The organism is Burkholderia sp. Ap-955, from assembly GCF_011753045.1.
Classification (GTDB): domain Bacteria; phylum Pseudomonadota; class Gammaproteobacteria; order Burkholderiales; family Burkholderiaceae; genus Burkholderia; species Burkholderia lata_D.
Genome location: NZ_VWWH01000044.1, coordinates 1 through 21,466 on the forward strand (window position 1 = coordinate 1; position 21,466 = coordinate 21,466).

8 protein-coding genes are annotated in these 21,466 nt (G+C 67.7%); 1 reads left to right on the forward strand and 7 read right to left on the reverse strand.

Annotated elements, in window-relative coordinates; translation table 11 throughout:
- From F3J15_RS22030 to F3J15_RS22060, 7 genes are all read right to left on the reverse strand, one after another.
- The coding region (locus F3J15_RS22030; protein ID WP_166893986.1) for a type I polyketide synthase at positions 1 to 7,469 on the reverse strand (7,469 nt) is incomplete at its 3' end.
- Entirely contained in the window at positions 7,466 to 10,789 is a 3,324-nt protein-coding gene (locus F3J15_RS22035) for a bifunctional LLM class flavin-dependent oxidoreductase/SDR family oxidoreductase (RefSeq protein ID WP_166893987.1), read from the reverse strand. The genes F3J15_RS22030 and F3J15_RS22035, both read right to left, overlap by 4 nt.
- On the reverse strand, positions 10,786 to 15,204 hold the full coding sequence (locus F3J15_RS22040; protein WP_166893988.1) for a beta-ketoacyl synthase N-terminal-like domain-containing protein: 4,419 nt from the start codon (positions 15,202 to 15,204) through the stop codon (positions 10,786 to 10,788). Before F3J15_RS22040 ends, F3J15_RS22035 begins: the two co-directional genes overlap by 4 nt.
- A gap of 192 nt (positions 15,205 to 15,396) precedes the next feature.
- Positions 15,397 to 16,383, reverse strand: coding sequence for a TauD/TfdA family dioxygenase (locus tag F3J15_RS22045; RefSeq protein ID WP_166893989.1), 987 nt, complete (start codon positions 16,381 to 16,383; stop codon positions 15,397 to 15,399).
- Between the two features lie 63 nt (positions 16,384 to 16,446).
- Positions 16,447 to 17,757 carry a diaminobutyrate--2-oxoglutarate transaminase family protein gene (locus tag F3J15_RS22050; protein ID WP_166893990.1) on the reverse strand — a complete coding sequence of 437 codons (1,311 nt, stop codon included), beginning with the start codon at positions 17,755 to 17,757 and terminating at the stop codon, positions 16,447 to 16,449.
- A gap of 208 nt (positions 17,758 to 17,965) precedes the next feature.
- Entirely contained in the window at positions 17,966 to 18,916 is a 951-nt protein-coding gene (locus F3J15_RS22055; protein WP_089486895.1) for a UDP-glucuronic acid decarboxylase family protein, read from the reverse strand.
- 155 nt (positions 18,917 to 19,071) lie between these two features.
- Positions 19,072 to 19,791: an alpha/beta fold hydrolase gene (locus F3J15_RS22060; RefSeq protein ID WP_166893991.1), complete on the reverse strand. Its 720-nt coding sequence runs from the start codon at positions 19,789 to 19,791 to the stop codon at positions 19,072 to 19,074.
- Between the two features lie 858 nt (positions 19,792 to 20,649).
- On the opposite strand from F3J15_RS22060, the gene F3J15_RS22065 reads away from it, so the two are divergent.
- Entirely contained in the window at positions 20,650 to 21,387 is a 738-nt protein-coding gene (locus tag F3J15_RS22065; protein ID WP_345891546.1) for a formylglycine-generating enzyme family protein, read from the forward strand.
- Positions 21,388 to 21,466: the final 79 nt, after the last annotated feature.

Genomic DNA, 21,466 nt, shown 5'->3' on the forward strand with positions numbered 1-21,466 from the left:
TCGGGCGCGGCGGCCGGGGTCGCGATCGCGGCCGGGGGGGCGACGCTCGCCGTGCTCGCGACGGCTTGCGCGGCGACCGTCGTCGGCCGGACGCCGGCCTGGCCTGTCAGCGACGTGCGCAGCAGTTCCATCTGCTGGCTCATCACGTGGGACAGCAGCTGATTCTGCTCCCGCAACACGCGCTCGACCGTCGAGCCGCCTTCGGCCGCGACCCATTCCACCGGCGCGGCGGCGAGCGGCGCAAGCGCCTGCGCGGACGGCGCGACCGCGACCGCCGCCGTGGACGGTTCTGCGACGGCTACGGCCACGACCTCGGCCCCGGACGGCGCGGCAGTCGCCGGCAGGTTGTCCGCGACATACTCGGCGAGCGCCTGCACCGTCGCCAGGTCTTCGAAGAAGCGGCGCATGGCCAGCTTCACGCCGTACTCCGCCTCGATGTGCCGGATGGCCTCGATCAGCACGATCGAGTCGGCGCCCATCTCCAGGAAGGGCAGTTCGATGTTGATGGTGTCGGGATCGGCCTGGATCAATTCGCCGATCTTGCCGCGAAGCCATTCGAGAACCTCGCCGCTGCGATTGAGCGTCGGTGCTGCGGCGATGGGTGATGCGCTTGTCTGAGTCATGGACGTGTCCGCTTTCTGGAACCAGGTACGGCTGCGTTGGAAGGGATAGGACGGCAATGCAATGCGTGCGGGCGCGGGTGTTTCGGTCGGGGCCCAGTCGACATCGACGCCGCGGGCATACAGGCTCGACAGCGTTTCGATCAGCGCTTGCTGCTCGACTTGCGGCCGCTGCAGGGCAAGGAACTGGACCCCGGCGTCCGGCGCACAGCACGCGCGGGCCAGGTTGACGAGCACCGGCTTGGGGCCGATTTCGACCAGCACGTTGAAACCGGCTTCGGCGAGGCGCTCGACGCTGCTCGCGAACTGCACCGGCTCACGGCAATGGCGGCGCCAGTACGTGTCGGTGGGCGCCTCGTCCATCACGGCGCCCGTGAGATTCGAATAGAACGGGATCGCCGGGCGGGCGACGGGCACGGCTTTCGCCGCGGCCTGGAAGCTGTCCAGCATCGGCTCGAGCAGCGGCGAGTGAAACGCGTGCGACGTATTGAGCGGCACGGACCGGATGTCCCGCGCGGCGAACGCGTCGACCAGCATCGCGATGCGCTCGCGCCTGCCGGAGATCACGATGCTCGCCGGACCGTTGACGGCCGCCACCGCGACCTCGTGCGGCCACGCTTCGATCGCGCGCTCGACCGTGGCGAGGTCGGTGAAAATGGCCGCCATTTCGCCGTCGCGGGGCAACGCCTGCATCAGCCGGCCGCGTTCGGCGATCAGCCGCAGGCCGTCTTCCGGCGAGAAGACGCCGGCCGCGCAAGCCGCCGCGTACTCGCCGACGCTGTGGCCCATCACGGCGTCGGGTACCACACCGAACGACGCCAGCAACGTGGTGAGTGCGTACTGCAGCGAGAACAGGGCCGGCTGGCTGTAGCCGGTCTGGTGGATGTCCTCGCCCTGGGCCGACAGCACCTCGAGCAACGGCTTGTCGAGCAGCGCATCGGCCACCGCGCGGCAGCGGTCGATGGCGTCGCGGAACACCGGATACGCGTCGTACAGGCGGCGGCCCATGCCGGCGTATTGCGAACCCTGGCCGGTGAACAGGAAGGCCATCTTCACGCGGGGCGCGGGCTGCGTCGTGCCGGCGGATTCCTTCGCCTGGAAGGCGCGCAGCTTGTCGATGGCGTCGTCGAGCGACGTCACCGGCCACGCCAGCCGATGCGCGAAATGCGAGCGGCCGGTCGCCGCCGAAAAGGCCACGGCCGCGATGTCGAGACCGGGTTCGGCTTCGAGCCGCCGCTGATAGCGCCGGACCAGCTCGCGCAACGCCGCCGGGGTCTTGGCCGACAGCACCAGCGGGTGCACCTTGTGCGTCGACGGCGTTGCCTGCCGCGCCGGCGCGGGTGCTTCTTCGAGTACCAGATGAGCATTGGTGCCGCTCGCGCCGAACGCGCTGACGCCGGCTCGCCGCGGCCGTTCGCCGCGCGGCCACGCGCTCGCCTCGGCGCAGATCTCGAGGGGCAGCGCGTCCCACTGCACCAGCGGGCTCGGCTGGCGGAAATGCAGGTGGGCGGGCAGGCGGTCGTGGTTCAGCGACAGCACGACCTTGATGACCCCCGCGATGCCGGCGGCGGACTCCGTGTGGCCGATGTTGGTTTTCACCGAGCCCACGCGCAGCCGCCGGCCCGCGTCGCGGCCCGCGCCGAACACCGTCGCCAGTGCCTGCAACTCGACGGGATCGCCCAGCGGGGTGCCGGTGCCGTGCGCTTCCACGTAATCGATGGACGCGGCGGGCAGCCCGCCCAGCGCCTGGCGGATCACGGCTTCCTGCGCACGGCCGTTCGGCGCGGTAAAGCCGCTCGACGCGCCGTCGTGGTTGACGGCCGAACCGCGCAGCACGGCCAGCACGCGATCGCCCGCGGCGAGCGCGTCGGACAGGCGCTTGAGCACCAGCGCGCCGCAGCCTTCGCTGCGCACGAAGCCGTCCGCGGACGCGTCGAAGGTCTTGCAGCGGCCATCCGGCGCCAGCGCCCGCGTGCGCGAGACGGCGATGGAGTTGTCCGGCGACAGGATCAGGTTGACGCCGCCCGCGATGGCGAGATCGCACTCGCCGCTGCGCAGGTTCTGGCTGGCGGTATGGATCGCGGTGAGCGACGACGAGCAGGCGGTATCGATCGCCATGCTCGGCCCCTGCACGCCCAGTCCGTAGGAGATGCGGCCGGCCGCCGTGTTCAGCGGATTGCCGGTGAAGAAATAGCCGTCGATGCCGGCGCCGCCGCCGTTGCGAAGCTGCAGGTTCGCGTAATCGTTGGTGGTGATGCCGACGAAGACGCCGGTCCGGCTGCCCTTGAGACTGTCGACCGGAATGCCGGCATGCTCCAGCGCTTCGTGGCTGACTTCGAGCAACAGGCGCTGCTGCGGGTCCATCGCGCTCGCTTCGCGCGGCGTGATGCGGAAAAACGCCGGATCGAACTGGTCGACGTCATCGAGAAAACCGCCGAAGCGGCAATACATGCGGCCCGGCTTTTCAGGATCGGGATCGTAGTACGCGTCGATGTCCCAGCGTTCGCGCGGCACTTCGGAGATCGCATCCACCCCGTCGTTCAGCAGGTTCCAGTAGGCGTCGAGATCGTGCGCGGCGCCCGGAAACCGGCAGCTCATGCCGACGATCGCGATCGGCTCCGGCGTGCCGGCGTCGCGGGCTTCGATGGCCGGCGCGACCGGTCGCGGCTGCTGCTGCGGCGGCACGGCCTGTGCCGGCGCCGCGTGCGCGTCCGGCGCCGTGCCGGACGCCTGCTCCGCCAGGAAATCCGCGAGCGCGTTGACCGTCGGATGATCGAACAACAGCGCGACCGACAACGGGATGCCCAGCGCATTTTCGAGGTGCGTGCGCACGTCCAGCGCCATCAGCGAATCCATGCCCATCTCGAAGAAGCCGAGATCGCGATCCAGCGTCCCCGCGTCGTAGCCGAGCACCTGGGCCACCGCGCGATCGATGCTGTCCGCCAGCAGGCGCTTTCGCTCGCGCGGCGATGCGTCGCTCAACGCCGGCATCGCCGGCGCGCTCGGCGCGCTTTTGGCCACCCGCACGCGGTCGAGGAACGGCCTGGGTCCGCGTGCCTCGTAGGAGCCCTGGAACAGCGCCAGGTCGATATCGACGACCGCGACCTGGGGGACGGCGGGGAGACGATTCAGCACGTCGAGCGCGCGATCCGCCGCGAGCGACCGGATGCCGACACGCCGCAGCAGCGCTTCCGCCTCGGGGAACGTCATGCCGCCTTCCGCCCACGGCCCCCAGTTCACGCTCAGCGCCGGCAGGCCCTGACCGCGGCGATGATGGGCGAGCGCGTCGAGGAAGCGGTTCGCGGCACTGTAGTGCGCCTGCTCACGCGAACCCCACGCGGACGCGATCGACGAAAACAGGATGAAGAAATCGAGCGGGAAGTGTCCGCTTTGCTGATGGAGCAGCCACGCGCCGGCCACCTTGGGTTGCAGCACGGCGTCCAGCTCCTCGCGCTCGACCTGCATGATCGGCTTGTAGCCGACGACGCCGGCCGCGTGCACGATACCCCGCAGCGGCACGCCGTCGCGCCGGAGCGCGGCGAAGAAATCGGCGACCGCCGCGGGGTCGGCGATATCGAGACGCTCGCAGCGCAGCGATACGTTCCGCTCGCGCAGCTCGGCGATCGCCCGCTGGCTCTCGTCGCTCGCGGCCCCTTGCCGGCCAACCAGGATCAACGTGCGTGCGCCGCGCGCCGCCAGCCACCGGGCGGTGTGCAGCCCGAGCGCACCGAACCCGCCGGTGATCAGGTAGGCCGCGTCCGGGTCGACCGGCAGCGCGGCGGTTTCGGCTGGCGCGAGCGGGCTCAGGCGCGCGACATGGCGCATGCCGTGCCGCAACGCCACCTGGTCCTCGCGGCTCTCGCCGAGCATCTCCTGAAGCAGCGCCTGCGCCTCGTCTTCCGGCGCGGCCGGGTCGAGATCGATCGCGGTGCCGAACCATTCCGGATGCTCGATCATCGCCCCGCGTGCCAGGCCCGACAGCGCAGCCTGGGCGAGCCCGGATACGTGCGGCGCGTCGCCGGCTTCCACCGCGTCGCGCGTGACCACCGAGATCCTGGGCCGGGTCGAAGGCGTCCACTCGCGCTCGCCGCCGACCACCGCGTGCACGAGATGCAGCAGGGCGGTGGACATGCGCGTCTCGCCGACGGCTTCGTCCAGCGCCCACAGAAAGACGATGCGCTGGCCGGGGGCGGCGGTCTCGTCCAGCAGGCGGACGAAATCGTCCGCCCGCTCCGGCGCGACCTGCCAGCCCGCTTCCGCGTCGGCGACATAGGCGGGGCCGGGGCGCACCAGCGAGCAGGATGCGCCGCGCGCGCGCAGCAGCGCCGCGAGCCGCTCGCCGACACCGCTCGCGTCCGCGAAGATCAGCCACGGGGACGCGTCGGCGGCGACCTGTGCGGCCGGCAACGCGGCCTGCTGCTCCCACACCACGTGATAGAGCGCGTTTGCGTTCGACGCGGCGGTTCCGGCGGGGGCGAATGCCGTCCTGAGCAGGTCCGGCAGCGCGTTCAGCATGTCCTCCGGGTACTTGCCGGACGACTTGAGGTGCCGCACCGCTGCGTCGATGCTGCCCGCATCCATGCCGACGACGGGCGACGGGATCTTCTCCAGGCTGAAGCGCTGCCGCTCGAACGGGTAGTTCGGCAGGGTCGTGGCGGGCTGGGCGGGCGCCGGGAACAGCGCGCGCCAGTCGAACTGTGCACCCTGCACGTACAGCGCCGCGAGTGCGCGCTCCAGTGCATCGCCCGCGCAGGGAGGCGGCAGCCAGCCGTCGGCGAGCGCCTCCGGCGTGTGCGGCGCGTCGGCTTGATCCGACATCCCGGCGAGTTTCAACCAGTACTGCGGGTGTGTCACCTCGTCGGTCACTTCCGTGCCGAGACAGCCGGAAATCAGGCGGACCGACGGCCGTGCAAGCGAGATGTCCTGAAGCACGGCGCGCAACGCTTCGGCATCCGAACGGGCGGCCACGAGGCGTAGTGCGTCGGCCACGCTCACGACGCCCGCCACGCAGGCCGCGACATATTCGCCGATGCCATGGCCCGACACGACGGCCGGGCGGATGCCCCATCCCTTCCACAGTTCCGCCCACGCGAACTGGATCGCGAAGCGGCCCGCGTCGGTTTCGACTGCCTCCAGCGGCACCGCGCAACGCGCGAACGCATCGCGGAACAGCGGTTCCGACGCGTGGAGCGTGCGCGCGACGCCGGTGTCCGGCGCACCGAACCCGAAGCCCACGCGCAACGCCTTGCCCGTGCGCGGCGCTGCCGCCGACGCTGCCTTCACGCCCGACACAAAGGCCGCGCGAAACGGATAGTGACTCCGTCCGGTGGCGGCGGCGCGGCAGATGGCGGCCAGCTCCTGCGGCGTCGCGCCGGCGATCGTGCGCTCGTAGCGTTGCACGAGCGCCGCCAGCGCCGCTTCGGATCGTGCCGACAGCAGCAGCAGCGCGCGCTGCGCGGCGTGCGCCGGCGCGACGGGCGGTTCTTCGACGATCGCGTGGGCATTGGTGCCGCTGAATCCGAACGCGCTCACCCCGGCGATGCGCCTGCGTTCCCCGCGCTGCCACGCGACCGGATCGGCGGCGACGCGAATCGGGATGTCCTGCCACGGCGTATGCGGATTAGGTTGGGTGAAATGCAGGTGCGCCGGAATCCGGTCGTGCTCGAACGACAGCAGGACCTTGATCAGGCCAGCGATGCCGGAAGCCGACTCCAGATGCCCGATATTGGTCTTGACCGAACCGATCACGAGCGGCTCGTTCGCCGCGCGCCCGGCGCCGTAGACGCCGGCCAGCGCTTCGACCTCGATCGGGTCGCCGAGGGACGTCCCGGTACCGTGCGCCTCGACATAGGAGACGTCGCCGGGCGCGAGGCCGGCCTGGTTCAGTGCGCGACGGATCACCCGTTCCTGCGAGTCGCGGCTCGGCACGGTCAGCCCGCCGCCCGCGCCGCCCTGGTCGACCGCCGTGCCGCGCACGATGCCGAGCACGCGGTCGCCGTCGGCGAGTGCGTCGGCGAGGCGCTTGAGCACCACCATGCCGCAGCCTTCGCCGCGCACGTAGCCGTCCGCCGCCGCGTCGAAGGTCTTGCAGCGTCCGTCCGGCGACAGCATGCGCGCCTGCGAGAAGCTGACCATGACCTCGGGCGACAGCATCAGGTTGACGCCGCCCGCGAGCGCCATGCCGGTTTCGCGTGAGCGCAGGCTTTCGCACGCCAGGTGCAGGCACACCAGCGACGACGAGCAGGCGGTATCGATCGCCATGCTCGGGCCGGTGAGGCCGAGCACGAACGACAGCCGGCCCGCGGCCATGTTCAGCGCACTGCCCGTGCCCGCGTAGCTGCTCGACGGCATCGACGCATTGGACACCTGGATCGCATGGTCGAAGCAGGTGATGCCGACGTACACGCCCGTGGCGGACTGCCGGAAGCGCTCGGGCGCGAGATGGGCGTTCTCGAGCGCCTCCCACGCCACTTCGAGCAGGAGCCGTTGTTGCGGATCGAGGTAGGTCGCTTCGCGCGGCGCGATCCCGAAGAACGCCGCGTCGAATTGATCCACGCGTTCGAGAAAGGCGCCGTGGCGGGTCGCCATCTTGCCGGGCGTGGACGGATCGGGGTCGTAATAGCGATCGATGTCCCAGCGTTCGCCCGGCACTTCGGTGACGGCATCGCGCGCGCCATCGAGTAATTGCCAGAACGCGTCCGGCGTATCGCTGCGGCCGGGGAAGCGGCAAGCCATGCCGATGACGGCGATCGGCTCGTTGCGGTCCGAACGCAGCGCCGCGATTTCCGCGCGCCGCAGGCGCAATTCGTCGAGCGCGGCTTTCAGTGCTTGCGTGGCCTTGGCGTTCATTGGGCGCCGATCTCCTGGGCGATCAGTTCGGAAAGGTCGTCCTCGTCGAGGTCGTCGGATGCTTCGTCGACGACCGGCGCGGGGAGCGACGGCGACAGTTCGTTGAGCACGTACTGGGCGAGCGTCTGCAGGTTCGGATAGGAAAAGAACAACGTCGCGCGAAACGGTCTGCCGAACACCTTGGTGAGGCGATCGGTCAGTTCGAGCGCGACCAGCGAATCCAGGCCGAGATCGAGCAGCGATTGCTCGGGCGCGATGGCGTCCGGGCCGGAAAGACGCAAGGTCTCCGCCAGCATCGCGGCGAGCGTGTCGGTGATGCGCTCGACCCGCTCACGCGGCGCGCACGCTTGCAGCTGGCGCAGCAATGCCGTTTCCTGCTGCGCGGCTTGCGCGGCCGGTTGCGCCAGCTCGGAAAAGAGCGCGGACCCGGCGGCCGGCGCATCGACCCGGAACAGGGTCGGCCAGTCGATCCGCGCGACCCCGGACTGGGCGACGCCGGACGCCATCAGCCGTTCCAGCGTCGCGATGGCCAGCTCGGGCGGCAGCGTGCCGACGCCGAGCGCGCCCAGCTGTTCGTGCGCGCGCCGTCCGTAGTCGGTGGCGGCGTGGCCGATCTCCGCCCACGGCCCCCAATTGACGCTGAGCCCCGGTTTCCCCTGCGCGCGCCGATGCTGGGCGAGCGCGTCGAGGAAGCTGTTCGCCGCCGCGTAGTTGCCCTGGCCGGGCATGGTGATCAGCGCGGCCATCGACGAGAACAGCACGAAATGGTCGAGCGGCAAGTCGGCCGTCAGCTCGTGCAGGTACCAGGCGCCGTCGGCCTTGCCGCTGCCGGCGCGATGGAAGACGTCGTCGTCCTGGCGCGTCAGCAGCGCATCGTCGAGCGCGCCGGCGAGGTGAAAGACCCCTTTGAGCGGCGGCATCGAATGCGCGATTTCACCGAGCGCCTGCTCGACGTCCTCGCGACGCGACAGGTCGGCGCGAATGAACCGCGCGTCGAGCGTGCGCAGGATTTTCTCGTGCGCGGCGGAAGGCTCGCCGCGCCCCAGCAGCACGATTTTCCCGGCGCCGTTGTCGGCAAGCCAGGACGCGAGCCGCAGGCCGAGCCCGCCGAGCCCGCCGGTCACCAGATAGGTCGCGTCATCGTGGAACCGGACCGGCCGGTGGCTGACGAATTCGCGATTGTCGCGGGCGATGCGCGCGACGTAGCGCTGTTCGCCGCGAAACGCGATCATGTCTTCACGGCCGCCCGCCTGTACCGCTTGCACGATGTGAGCCGCCGACGGCTGGGCGGGATCGAGGTCGACGAGCCCGCCCCACAGCGCCGCATGCTCCACCGCGATCGCCCGGCCCAATCCCCACAGGGGAGCCTGAGCCACCGCGATCGATTCGCCATCCAGAACATTCATCGCGCCCGACGTCACCAGCCACAGACGCGCCTGCGGGGCCGACGGCGCGCGTGACGCAAGCGCCCTGACCAGATGCAGCACGCTCGTGCTGGCACGCCGTCTCGCCGCGATGTCGGCGGGCGCGAGATCGAGACTCCACAGGTGGATGACGCCCTTCAGCGGGCGGTCGGGCGCGGGCAGTTCCGGCGTCGCGTCGGCGAAGCGCAGCGTGCACGTATCGCCGTTGGCTTCCAGCAGCGCCGACAGCTGTGCACCCACGCCGCCGCGGTCCGCGAGAATCAGCCACTCGCCCTGCGCCGAACCGCCGGTTGCCGCGTCGACGTTCGACGGTCTCCAGACGCGTTGATAAAGCAGCGCGGCGAAGTCGTGCAGCTCGACGGCGCGCCCCGCGCGCACCTGCTGCAGCCGCAGCCCATCGATCTCGATCAGCAGTCGCCCCGCCAGGTCATGGATGCGGATGTCGCCCTCCAGCGTGCCCTGTCCGACCGGCTTGCGCAGCGTGGCGTGACTCCATGCCTCGGTCGACGACGGCGGCTGATGCACCCGTACCGCGCCGATCGCGCTGGGCAGGTACAGGTCGCCCGACGCCAGCGCGTCCGGATCGATGGCGGCGGCGAGCACGCGGCTGCACGCGTCGAGAAAGGCGGGGTGGACCTGGTAGGGCGACGACGCCAGCGCGTCGGCCGGCAGGCTGATTTTTCCCAGCGCCTCGCCGGTCGTGCGCCAGATCTGCCGGATCGCGTCGAACACACCGTCGATCTGCACGCCGTGCTGCCGGATTTCGCCGTTGAAGTCCGCGCCCGACGTCGTTTCCGGGCAGCGAGCTTGCACTTCGGCGGCATCGAATCGCGTCGGCGCGGCGGATGGCCTGGGGGCGCACATCTCCCGCAGTCGACGCAACTGCGGAAGGTTGCCGAGAATCCGCTCGACCGGCGGACCGAAATCGAGCAGGCAGGCCACTTCGTCCACGCCGATCGACCCGAGATCCCGCACCAGTTCGACGCAGGTTTCCGGCGTGCCGATGAGCCCGCGCGACTGCGCGAAGCGTTCATAGAGAAACTCGACGAACTCGTCCAGTTCGCGTGCGCCCATCGCGCGCACGTCGACCGACTGGCCGCGGCTCTGCGCCAGCCCGTTCAGCAGCCCGATATTGCTGCGGATGTAGTTGCAGAACGGCACACGCGCCTGTTCGCGCGCCTGCGCCGCATCGTCGCCGACGAACGTGTGCAGCATCACGGACACGGTGCCGGCTGCCGGATCGAAGCCCTGCTTCGCGCGCGCCTCGCGGTAGAGGGCGATCTTGTGCGCGAGCTGGTCCCGATCCTGGTCGAGCACGTGGGTCAGCAGGTTGGCGCCGGCTTCGCCGGCACGCACGAACGTCTGCGGATTGCTCGCGGCGGTCACCCAGACGGGCAGTTCCGACTGCACCGGCGTCGGATAGACGCGCAGCCGCACCGGCTTGCCGACGCCGTTCGTCGCGTCCAGCGTGCCGCCGCGCCACAGATGCTGGACGGCGCGCATCGTGGTCAGCATGTCGTCCTGCCGGCTCGCATACTTGTCCGGGGCGAACACGAAGTCGTCCGGATTCCATCCGGAGGCGAACGACACGCCCACGCGGCCGTTCGACAGGTTGTCCACCATCGACCATTCTTCCGCGATCCGGATCGGGTTGTGCAGCGCCGCGACCACGCTGCCCGCGACCAGCTTCACGCGTTGGGTGGCAGCGGCGAGCGCGGCGTGCAGGACGGCGGGATTCGGGTACAGCGAGCCGAATTCGGTGAAATGGCGCTCCGGCACCCAGACGCTGGAGAACCCGTTCGCATCGGCGAAACGCGCGCTTTCCATCACAAGCTGGTACTTGTTGCCGGACAGCGCCTCTTCACTGCTGGCGAAGAACATCAGGCCGAATTTCATGCGTGGCTCCGATCCGATTCGTGAATTTCGGCACTCGCGCACATCTGCCACGTCGCGGCGGTGCGGGTGTCGTCGATCCGGTGATAGACGGCAAACGAAAATGGTCCCCAGGACCGGCGGCTCAACACGGTCTGCACGGTGCGCGATTCATGCGGATGCAATGGCAACGGCGCATGCAGGGCGAGGTCCTTCAACGTCGTATGGCCGGCAGCGCCGATTTCAGACGTGGCCGACAGCGCCATTTCCACGAACGCGGAATAGGGCAGGACGGGCGAACCCTTGACGCGATGACCGTCGAGAAAGGTGGTGGCCGGCGCATCGAGACGCGATTGCCAGATCCACGTGGCCGGCGCATGCGCGTGCTGCTCCATGAGGCGCCCGAGCAACGGATGCCGAGGCGCACGTGGCGTGATCCAGAAGCCGCGACGCTCGAACGGGTAGGTCGGCAGCGCGAGCCGGCGGCGCGGTGCGTCCCGCTCTACGGCATCCCAGTCGATGGACGCGCCGCGTACGTAGAGCGCGGCGAGCGTGTGCAGGATCGCGTCCCACGCGGCCATGTGCGCGCCGATTTCGATCACGATGCCGGGGTGTCCTGCCGCGCCGCCGTCCGGCGCCTGCGGCACGCCTGCCAACGAGGCTGCGGCGCGATGCCCGTCGCCGGTGCTGCTGACGGCATCCGGCGTGATGCCGAAGGACATCCACAGTTGCGCGAGCGCGCGCTGGAATGCCGTGAACCCGGCTTCGGCGGGGGCGAGCCCGGGCGCCTCGGACTGCCGCTGCATCAGCGCATCGAAAGCGGGGCAGGCCGAGCGCAATTGCCGAACCGCGTCGGTGCTGCCGCCGTCGTCGGCGCAGAAGTGGAACGTCACCGCAGGCGGTGTTTCGGCAGGCTCCCCGGACGAAACGGCATCAAGTTGCGAACGCAACGAATCGAGATTCGTTGCGACGATGGCCGCGCGCCGCGTGAAGTGGGTGCGCCCGGTATTGGCCGTGAACGCGACATCGCGCACACTGGCCTCGGGATGGGCGTCGAGATAGGCCGCATAGGACGCGGCCAGCGCTTGCAACGCTTCCGGCGTGCGCGCGGAGAGCGTCACGACGCGCGCTGCGAGCGCGGCCGGGTCGGCTTCGATCGCTGCGGGCGCTGGTGCTTCGGACAGGATCAGGTGCGCGTTGGTACCGCCGAAGCCGAACGAACTGACGCCGGCCAGGCGCGGCCCGTGTTCCGAATGCCACGGCGTGACCTGCTGCGGAATGCGGAAGGGCGTGCCGTCGAGCGCGATTTGCGGATTGATCGACTGGAAATGGAGGTTCGGCGGAATGGCGCGATGGTGGAGCGCAAGGGCGGTCTTGATCAGGCTGGCGATGCCCGCCGCCGATTCCAGATGGCCGATGTTGGTCTTGACCGACCCGATCCAGCAGTGATCGTCCGGCCGACGAGATTCGCCCAGGACGGCCGCCAGCGAGTTCAACTCGATCGGGTCGCCGAGCGGCGTGCCCGTACCGTGCGCTTCGACGAAGCCGATGTCGTGCGCGCGCACGCCGGCATCGCGCAGCGCACCGTGAATCACGGCCTGCTGGGCCGGGCCATTCGGCGCGGTCAGGCCATTGCTGCGTCCGTCCTGGTTCACCGCGGAGCCGCGGATCACGGCGAACACGGTGTCACCGTTCTCGAGCGCATCGTCGAGCCGCTTGAGCAGCACCATGCCCACGCCTTCGCCGCGCACATAGCCGTTCGCCGACGCATCGAACGCCTTGCACCGGCCATCCGGCGACAGCATGCCCGCTTGCGTGAAGGACGCGCTCAATTGCGGCGCCAGAATCAGGTTGACCCCGCCGGCCAGCGCCGCATCGGACTCGCCGCGCTGCAGCGCGCGGCATGCCTGATGCACCGCGACGAGCGAGGACGAGCACGCGGTGTCGACCGCCCAGCTCGGGCCGCGCAAATCGAGCGCGTAGGAAATGCGGTTGGCGGCGACGCTGAGCGCGTTGCCCGTCGCGACATAAGGGCCGACGTCCGCGACTTCGTCCTGCGCCAGACGGATGTAGTCCGAATTGCTGATGCCGACGATGACCGCGGTGCGTCCGCCGGCGAGACTGCGGGGTGCGATCCCCGCATGCTCGAGCGTCTCCCAGGCCACCTCCAGCAGCAGACGCTGTTGCGGATCCATCGATTCGGCTTCGCGGGCGCTGATGCCGAAGAATGCCGCATCGAACTGATCGACCTGGTCCAGCAGTCCGGCGGGCGGAAGGTCGGCGGCGCGCTGCGTCGACGCGCCGACCGCGTCCCGGCCTTCCAGCAGAAGCTGCCAGAATGCGTCGGGATTGCCGGCGCCGGGGAAACGGCATCCCATGCCGACGATCGCGATATCCGCGCGTGCTTCGGCCGAGCCGGGCACCGGGTCCGGCATCGCATTCCCGGTGCCGCTCAAATGGCGCGCCAGCAGGGAAATACTCGGAAAATCGTAGACGACGGTCGGGGAAACCGGCCGCCCGAGCCAGTCCTGCAACTCGCCCGAGAGCAGGATGGCGTCCTTCGAATCGAGCCCATGGACGCTGAACGGCGCGTCGGGGTCGATCTTGCCGGAAGCGATTCCCGACAGACGCGAGACACGCTCGATGCACCATTGCACCAGCGCTTGCGTGTCGCGTGGCATGGCCGTCTGCGGGGGGACTGGCGGCGCGGAGAACGCACGCCGCCACTCGCCCGCGATCGCGAGCCCCTGTTCATCGAGAAATGCCTGCCTGATCCGGCTTCGCTGGATTTTTCCGCTGGACGTGCGCAGGATCGTGGCGGGCTTCAACAGGACCGCCGCATACAGATCGACGTCGTGCGCTTCGGCGAGCGCGCGCCGGATCTCCGCGGCGACGGCTTCCGCGTCCAGCGTGTTGAGCGCTTCCCGGCGCACTTCACATGCGACAACGATCCGCTCCACGTTATCGACGCTGATCGAGAAAGCCGCCGATGCGTTCGGCGCCAGCGCGGGGTGGCTTCCCTCCGCGGTTTGTTCGAGATCCTGCGGGTAGTGATTGCGGCCGGCGACGATGATGAGGTCTTTCAAACGGCCGGTGACGAAGAGGTCGTCGCCATCGACGAAGCCGAGATCGCCCGTGCGCAGGTAACGCGCGTCATCGCCATCCAGCTTCGCGCGGAAGGTGCGCTCCGTTTCCTCGACGCGGTTCCAGTAGCCGACGCCGACGCTCGGGCCGGTCAGCCAGATTTCGCCGATCCGGCCGGGCGCGCAGCGCGCGCCGGTATCCGGATTCACGATCTGCAGGCGATGCTCCGCCCAGGTCCGACCGCATGAGACCAGCGCGTGGCGCTTGCCTTGGTCGCTTCTCGTCGCCACGCCTTGTGCCAGATCGTCGGCGTCGTAGTCCGCCACGCGCGGCAGCGAGCGTGCCGGCTGACCGGAGATGAACAAGGTTGCCTCGGCCATCCCGTAGACCGGGCGCATGGTGTGCGCGTGGAAGCCGCATGCGGCGAATGCGCGCGAAAAACGCGCCACCGACTCCGCGCGCACCGGTTCCGCGCCGTTGAATGCCACGCGCCAGCTGCTCAGGTCCAGTTGCGCGCGCGCTTCATCGGAGATTTTGCGCGCGCACAGGTCATACGCGAAATCCGGCGCGGCGCAGTGCGTGCCGCGATACTTCGTGATGGCCTGCAGCCAGCGGATGGGCTTCTGCACGAACGCCGCCGGCGCCATCAGCACCGACAGCACGCCGAGATAGATCGGCAGCAGCACCTTCCCGAAAAAGCCCATGTCGTGAAACACCGGGAGCCAGCTGACGAACACCGTCGACGCATCGGCATCGCTCGCCTCGGCGATGACCGCCATATTGCTCAGGATGTTCGCATGGCTGATCATCACGCCTTTGGGCGTACCGGTGGAGCCTGACGTGTATTGCAGAAGCGCCAGCGTCTGCGGCGTGATGTCCGGTGCGCGCCATTGTTCGGCCGGCGCGTCGAAGCGCTGGTCCGTCGCCAGGATCTTCAGTTCCAGCGTGTCGGAATAGCCGTCCGCGTGATGCGCGATGCCGTCGAGCGTGGCGGCGTCGGTCAGTGCGACGACCGGCCCGGCGTCGGCGACGATGGCCTTGAGACGGTCGGCGGGACGATGCCTGCGCGGCGGATAGGCGGGTACGCCGATCAGGCCGGCGTACAGGCAACCCACCCATGCGCAGATGAATTCCAGCCCGGGCGGATAGACCAGCAGGACGCGATCGCCTGGTTGCGCGATGGCTTGCAGCCTGGCGGCGATGCCGCGCGCCCGCTTGTCCAGGTCGCCGAACGTGAGTCGAGTCAGTTCCGCTTCGCCGTTTTCGAGAAAAATGAACGCGGTCTTCTCCGGTTCGACCTTGCCGCGAAACAACAAAATTTCTGTAACAGTCCTGAATTTTGTATCGGGAAGCATGCTCAACCTTCGTTGTCTTCTAAACGTTGAATATCTCAGGACCGGTTGTGGCGATCCCGCCAAGCTCGCTTCACTGGACGGTATTGAAATTAGAGCATCGCTCTAATCCGACGTCTGCCCCGTAATCCAAGGACACGGCGTTTCGCGCACTTGATCAATACGGCTTGCTATTGATGTGCACGCGCGCGCTCGCTAACGATCGGTGAATCCTTCTAGGTCGGGCTCGTACGGGTCCAGCAGGGACACGACGACCTTGCGCTCGCCTTCGAACGGATTGCGGCCATGCGCGAAGCGCATGTTGTCGACCAGCAGGACGTCGCCTCGTTGCCAGGGAAACGTGATCGCGCATTCGCGGAACGCGGTGCGGATCTGCTCGAGGTCGGCGAGATCGAATGGACTCCCGTCGCCATAGCTGGCATTGCGCGGAATTCGATCCTCGCCGAACAGGCTGACGATCGAACGGGCGAGCGATGTTTCCAGGTTCGAGAGATGGAACAGATGTGCCTGGTTGAAGAACACCCGTTCGCGGGTGGCCGGATGGTAGGCCACGCCCTGGTTGACCTGGGCGGTGCGCAGCGTGTCGTCGTCGAGCCATTCGAGTTCGATGCCGTTGTCGGCGCAGAAGGCTGCGACCTGGCTGCGGTCGCTGGTCTGGAACACGGTTTCCCACGGAATGTCGACGTGCCGCCGGTAGTGCCTGACATAGCGGACCTGTTTCGCCTCGAACTGATCCAGGATGCGCGGTCCGATCCTGCGGCTCACCTCCCGCATGTCGGCAATCGGCGTTTCGCCGCCGGTCGCGGCCGGCGTCAGGCAGCAGAATGCGACGCTCAGCGGCCAGCTGCGTTGGTACGCGTTTTCGCAATGCAGGGCGATCGTCTCGCTCGGCGGATACTCGGTTGCGGTGAAGATGCCGTTGCCGATCGAGGTGCGCGGTGTGGAACGATAGACGTAGTCGGACTGATGGACCGAAATCGCGTGAGCAAACGCTTCGAAGTCGCCCACGGATGAAACGTCGAAGCCACGAAACAGGAGTGCACCCTGTTCCAGAAGCCGGGATTCGAGTGCCGCCCGGTTGTCCTTCACCGCCTGCGCGAGATCGCGCTCGTTCGACACGGGCTCCAGCAGCCACGGCGAGCTTCCGTCGGCAAGCAGCCTGCGTTCCGTCATGCCCAGCATCGTCAATAGTCCTTTCTTGTACGTGGATCGCGGCGAAACCGATCGGGTCGCGCCGCAGTGCGGTTATGCACGACACGCCGTTTCCACGGCATGCGCGAAGCGATTGAGAATCTCGTCGATATCCGCTTCCGAAACGATCAGCGGCGGCAGGAACCGGAGTACCGCGCCGTTGCGGCCGCCGGTTTCGATGACGAGCCCGTTTCGCAGGCAGTTCCGCTTGATGGCCTTTGCCCGTTCCGCATGAGGCGGGCCGGTTCGGCCATGGGTGCCGGGCACGACGACTTCGGCGCCGATCATCAGGCCGCGACCGCGTATCTGGCCCAGGCAGGGGAAGCGGTCGGCAAGCCCCTCGAGGCCGGCAACCAGGCGCTTGCCGACCCGGTCCGCGTGTGCCGAGAGATCGTCTCTCTCGACGATGCGCATGGTCGACAAGCCGGCGACCATCGCAATCTGGTTGCCTCGAAAGGTACCGGCATGCGCGCCGGGCGGCCAGGTGTCCAGGCGCTCGTCATAGACCACCACCGATAACGGATAGCCGCCGCCGAAGGCCTTCGACAGCACCAGTACGTCCGGCCGGATGCCGGAATGTTCGACAGCGAACAGGGCGCCGGTTCGACCGAGTCCGGTCTGCACTTCATCGACGATCAACGGGATTTCATGCCGCAGCGTCAGCTCGCGCAACTCGATCAACCAGGTGTCGGGGGCGGGGATGCAGCCCCCTTCGCCTTGCACGACTTCGACGATGATGGCCGCCGGTTTGGTGATCCCGCTCTCGGGATCGGACAGCACGGTCCGGATGTAGTTGATGCTGAGTTGATCGGTCGCCGAGCCATCGGTGCCGAACGGGCAGCGAAAGGCATAGGGATAGGGCAGGAAATGAACGTCGCGTCCATTGCCGCCGGCCGATTTTGGCGTGAGGTTTCCCGACGCGGCGAGTGCGCCGGCCGTCATGCCGTGGTAGGCGCCGTGGAACGCCATGATCGTCGGCCGGCCCGTATGGTGCCGGGTCAGCTTGATCGCCGCTTCGACGCCATCCGCCCCACTGGGACTGCAAAACTGGATCTTGCCGGATTCGGCGATCTTCCCGGGCAGGAGCGAGAAAAGCTGCTCGACGAACGCGTGCTTGGCCGGCGTCGCCAGGTCGAGTGCCTGTTGCATCTGATCGGACGACAGAAACCGCATCACGGCTTCAGTGACTTCCGGGTGATTGTGTCCGAGTGCGAGCGTACCCGCATTCGACAGGCAGTCGATGTATTCCTGGCCCTCGGCGTCGCGTACGCGTATGCCCTTGGCATGGGTAAACAGCCGCGGGAAAGAAGTCGCGTAGGTTCGCGCGTTCGATTCGACCTGCTTCAGATACTCGAGTTTTTCCATGCGCGCGGATCCGGCTTGCGAGGCGGATTGATGGACACTGGCGCACGAGAATCGCTTCATCCTGGCCAATGGTGTTTAACGGTACGACCGGATTGGAGCATGGTCGCCGTATCACGTCTGTCACGTGAAAATGGGACATCGGCCATGCGACGTCACCCCGTCATGCCATTGCCTCCCGAGCATCGAAGCGGGGTGTCCGGACGCGGCGTCAGGCAGGGAGGGTCGAGCAGAAATAATCGATGGTCCGCCGGAGCCCCGCTTCGAGCCCGATCGTCGGCTCCCAGTCGAGGTGGGCGCGTGCGAGGCTGATGTCGGGGCAACGTTGTGTCGGATCATCCTTCGGCAGCGGACGGAAGACGAGCCGCGACTTCGAGCCGGTCAGGCGCAAGATGATCTGCGCCAGTTCGCTGACCGCGATCTCGTGCGGATTGCCGAGGTTGATCGGGCCGGTGAGGTCCGCGGGCGTGGCCATCATCCGGATCAAGCCGTCGACCATATCGTCGACATAGCAGAATGCCCGGGTCTGATTGCCGTCGCCATACAGCGTGATGTCCTCGCCGCGCAGCGCCTGCACGATGAAGTTGGACACCACGCGGCCGTCGTTGGGATGCATGCGCGGCCCGTACGTGTTGAAGATGCGTACCACCTTGATGCGTACGTTCTGCTGGCGGTGATAGTCGAAGAACAGGGTCTCCGCGCAACGTTTGCCTTCGTCGTAGCAGGCGCGCGGCCCGAGCGGGTTGACGTTGCCCCGGTAACTCTCCGGTTGCGGATGCACATCGGGGTCGCCGTACACCTCGCTCGTCGAGGTTTGCAGAACGCGCGCATGCGTGCGCTTGGCGAGCCCCAGCATGTTGATCGCGCCCATCACACTGGTCTTGGTGGTCTGCACGGGATCGAATTGATAGTGGATCGGCGAAGCCGGGCAGGCGAGGTTGTAGATCTCGTCCACCTCCACGTACAACGGAAAGGTGACGTCGTGGCGCAGCGCCTCGAAGTTCGGGTTGCCGAGCAGCGCAGCCACGTTCTGCTTCGTGCCGGTGAAATAGTTGTCGACGCACAATACGTCGTGACCGAGTTCGACGAGACGCTCGCAAAGATGCGAACCGAGGAAACCCGCGCCACCTGTTACGAGGATTCGCTTTCGATTACGTTGCACAATGGCACTCCAAGTATCGCGCGCCGGGAAGCGACGCGGCCTCCCGGCTTGCTTGACCGGCCCGCGGCTCCGGCATGGGAGCGGATCAGGCGCGCGGGCCTTTTCATTCGACGATCACGGCACCGGCCGGCACGCCGATCGCGAGGATCGGCCCGTCATGCCTGCAGTGCGCTCGGCGCGGCGTGTTCCGCGCGCCGCAGGCGGGCCGCGATGATGCCGGCCATCGTCCGCATTTCGTTTCTCAAAAAGAAATGATCACCTTCGATGACGTGCAAATCGAAGCGCCCGGTCGTCGCGGCGCCCCAGCCCGCAACGGCATCGACAGGGACCTCGTTGTCCCCCCGGCCCGCGAATGCGGTGATATCCACCGCCAGCCTGGGCCCGGGCACGGGCCGGTGGTTTTCGATCAGCGTGAAATCCGCACGCAGCGCCGGCATCAGCAGCGCCATCAGTTCGCTGTTGTCCAGCACCGCCTTCGGTGTGCCGCCCATCTCGCGCAGCGCATCGATGAAGGCACGGTCGTCCAGCGCCTGCATGCGCCGATCGTGGCGCTCCTTGCCCGGTGCGGCACGCGCGCTCACGAACAGATGCCGCAGGTTCGGTCGTGCGTGGGCGGGAAGCCGCAGCGCCAGTTCGGCGGCAATGGCCGCGCCCATGCTGTGTCCGAGCAGGGCGAAGGGACGATCGAAGCAGTTGTCCAGGTCGCACAGCAACGTGTCGACCAGCGTCGTCATGTCTCGTACGGCAGGCTCGGACAGGCGGATGCCTCGGCCTGCAAGTTCATGACGGTGCACTTCGATGCCGGGCAACGACGCTTGCAGCGCACGATAGACGGCGGCCGAACCGCCCGCATAGGGAAAACAGATCAGGCGCATGCGAGCGGGTACTCGAGCGGCGCATTGGCTGCCGGCGCAGGGGCGATCGCGCTGTGGAAATTCACGTGTTCGGTGTTTTTCACCATTCGGGTTCCAGTCATTGTTGACATGGCGATGCGTCGGCAATCCTCACTTGGAGAGCAACGGATGCGGCAGCGACGCGCGCGTTGGTTCACACGTCGATAGCCGGTTCGTGATCGCTGTACACAAGCAGTGCGTCAAGCACATCGGAAATCATCGAAGCGTTGATTGGCTTCGTGAAAATTCAAGGTGCGCGCCGCCCGGATTCGGAATGCGCCCGATCCGGCTCGGCATGAGTTAAACATGCGGCCGCGCGGTTGTATGTCGTAGGAAGAGGGGACGCGCGTAGTCGGCCCTGTCGAACCCATCCATATCTGAATGGATGGCGGCGCGCAGACACCACGGAACGCCCTGTTCATTTCCGGCTGGTGTACCGGTTTCACGCACGCAGGTTGAATTGCACCGCTTCCAACCCGCTTGCTCGCCATCGGTTAGTTGGTTATTCTGGCGCCCATGACCCATTCGCAAACCCGTTCGATCATTTGCGCCGCAATGTTGCCGGCGGGATAGCGATCGACTGAATGGATATCGTCAAAACCCGCCCGGAAGGCGGGTTTTTCGCTTTCTGGGCGTTCGAGGGAGAGCCTGGAAATGCAGACAGCGAAATCATTTCATGCGACCGCATCGGACGATGCCGTGTTGCTCCACATGGTATGCGGCAAGATCGCGTCCGGAAAATCGACGCTCGTCGCGCCGGCCGCGACGGAAGGGTTGAACATCGTGGCTTATAACGAAGCCGGTTCCGTCAGGCTGTCTTCGTAAATGAGGTGCGGCAGCGTGGAGAACATCGAATATCTGTCTGAAACACTCGATCTGCCGATGGTGCAGGTTCCCGCCGGGACCATCGCATTGAGGGACGACCGGATCGGCCGCACCTGGTGCGTCGAATTGCAACGCTTTGCGATTGGCCGCTATCCGGTGACCCAGGCGCAATATGCGGCGGTAACGGGCCTGTCGCCGTCGTCGCATGGCGGAGCGCATTGCCCGGTGGAAAACGTATCGTGGCTCGACGCCGTCCGGTTCTGCAACCGGCTGTCGACGGCCGACGGTCTACCTTGCGGTTACGAAATCGGCGAAGACGGCACGAGCGCCTCCCCGATTCCGGGCAGCAACGGCTACCGGCTGCCCACCGAAGCGGAGTGGGAGTACGCCTGCCGCGCGGGAACGCAGGGCTCGAGGTATGGCGAACTCGATGCCATCGCGTGGTACCGGGACAATTCCGGCGGCCGCACGCACGACGTCGGCCGGAAACAGCCCAATGGCTGGGGGCTGCACGACATGCTGGGCAACGTGTGGGAGTGGTGCGCGGATCAGTACGACCCGGCGGTCTATGGTTCGTATCGCGTGTTTCGCGGCGGGGGCTGGGCCGATGTCGAACGGGGCTGCCTTGCGACGAATCGCCGTCGCAGTCATCCGACCTTTGCAATCGACGATCTCGGGTTTCGCGTTGCGCGGTCGCTTGATGCGGGGGATGGGCGAATCGCGCGCGCGGTGCGTGGATCGCCCGGAGATTGACGGCGCTGGCCGCGCAGCGCAGCGTCGCCCCTTTGCCGCCAGAGGGAGCCCGGCGCACAATACCCCCGGAAATCTCTTC

Bases quoted from the DNA above. Each gene is read 5' to 3' on its own strand.
- F3J15_RS22035 (WP_166893987.1), bottom strand. From the start codon at position 10,789: ATGAAATTCGGCCTGATGTTCTTCGCCAGCAGTGAAGAGGCGCTGTCC.
- F3J15_RS22060 (WP_166893991.1), bottom strand. From the start codon at position 19,791: ATGCGCCTGATCTGTTTTCCCTATGCGGGCGGTTCGGCCGCCGTCTAT.
- F3J15_RS22045 (WP_166893989.1), bottom strand. From the start codon at position 16,383: ATGCTGGGCATGACGGAACGCAGGCTGCTTGCCGACGGAAGCTCGCCG.
- F3J15_RS22040 (WP_166893988.1), bottom strand. From the start codon at position 15,204: ATGCTTCCCGATACAAAATTCAGGACTGTTACAGAAATTTTGTTGTTT.
- F3J15_RS22050 (WP_166893990.1), bottom strand. From the start codon at position 17,757: ATGGAAAAACTCGAGTATCTGAAGCAGGTCGAATCGAACGCGCGAACC.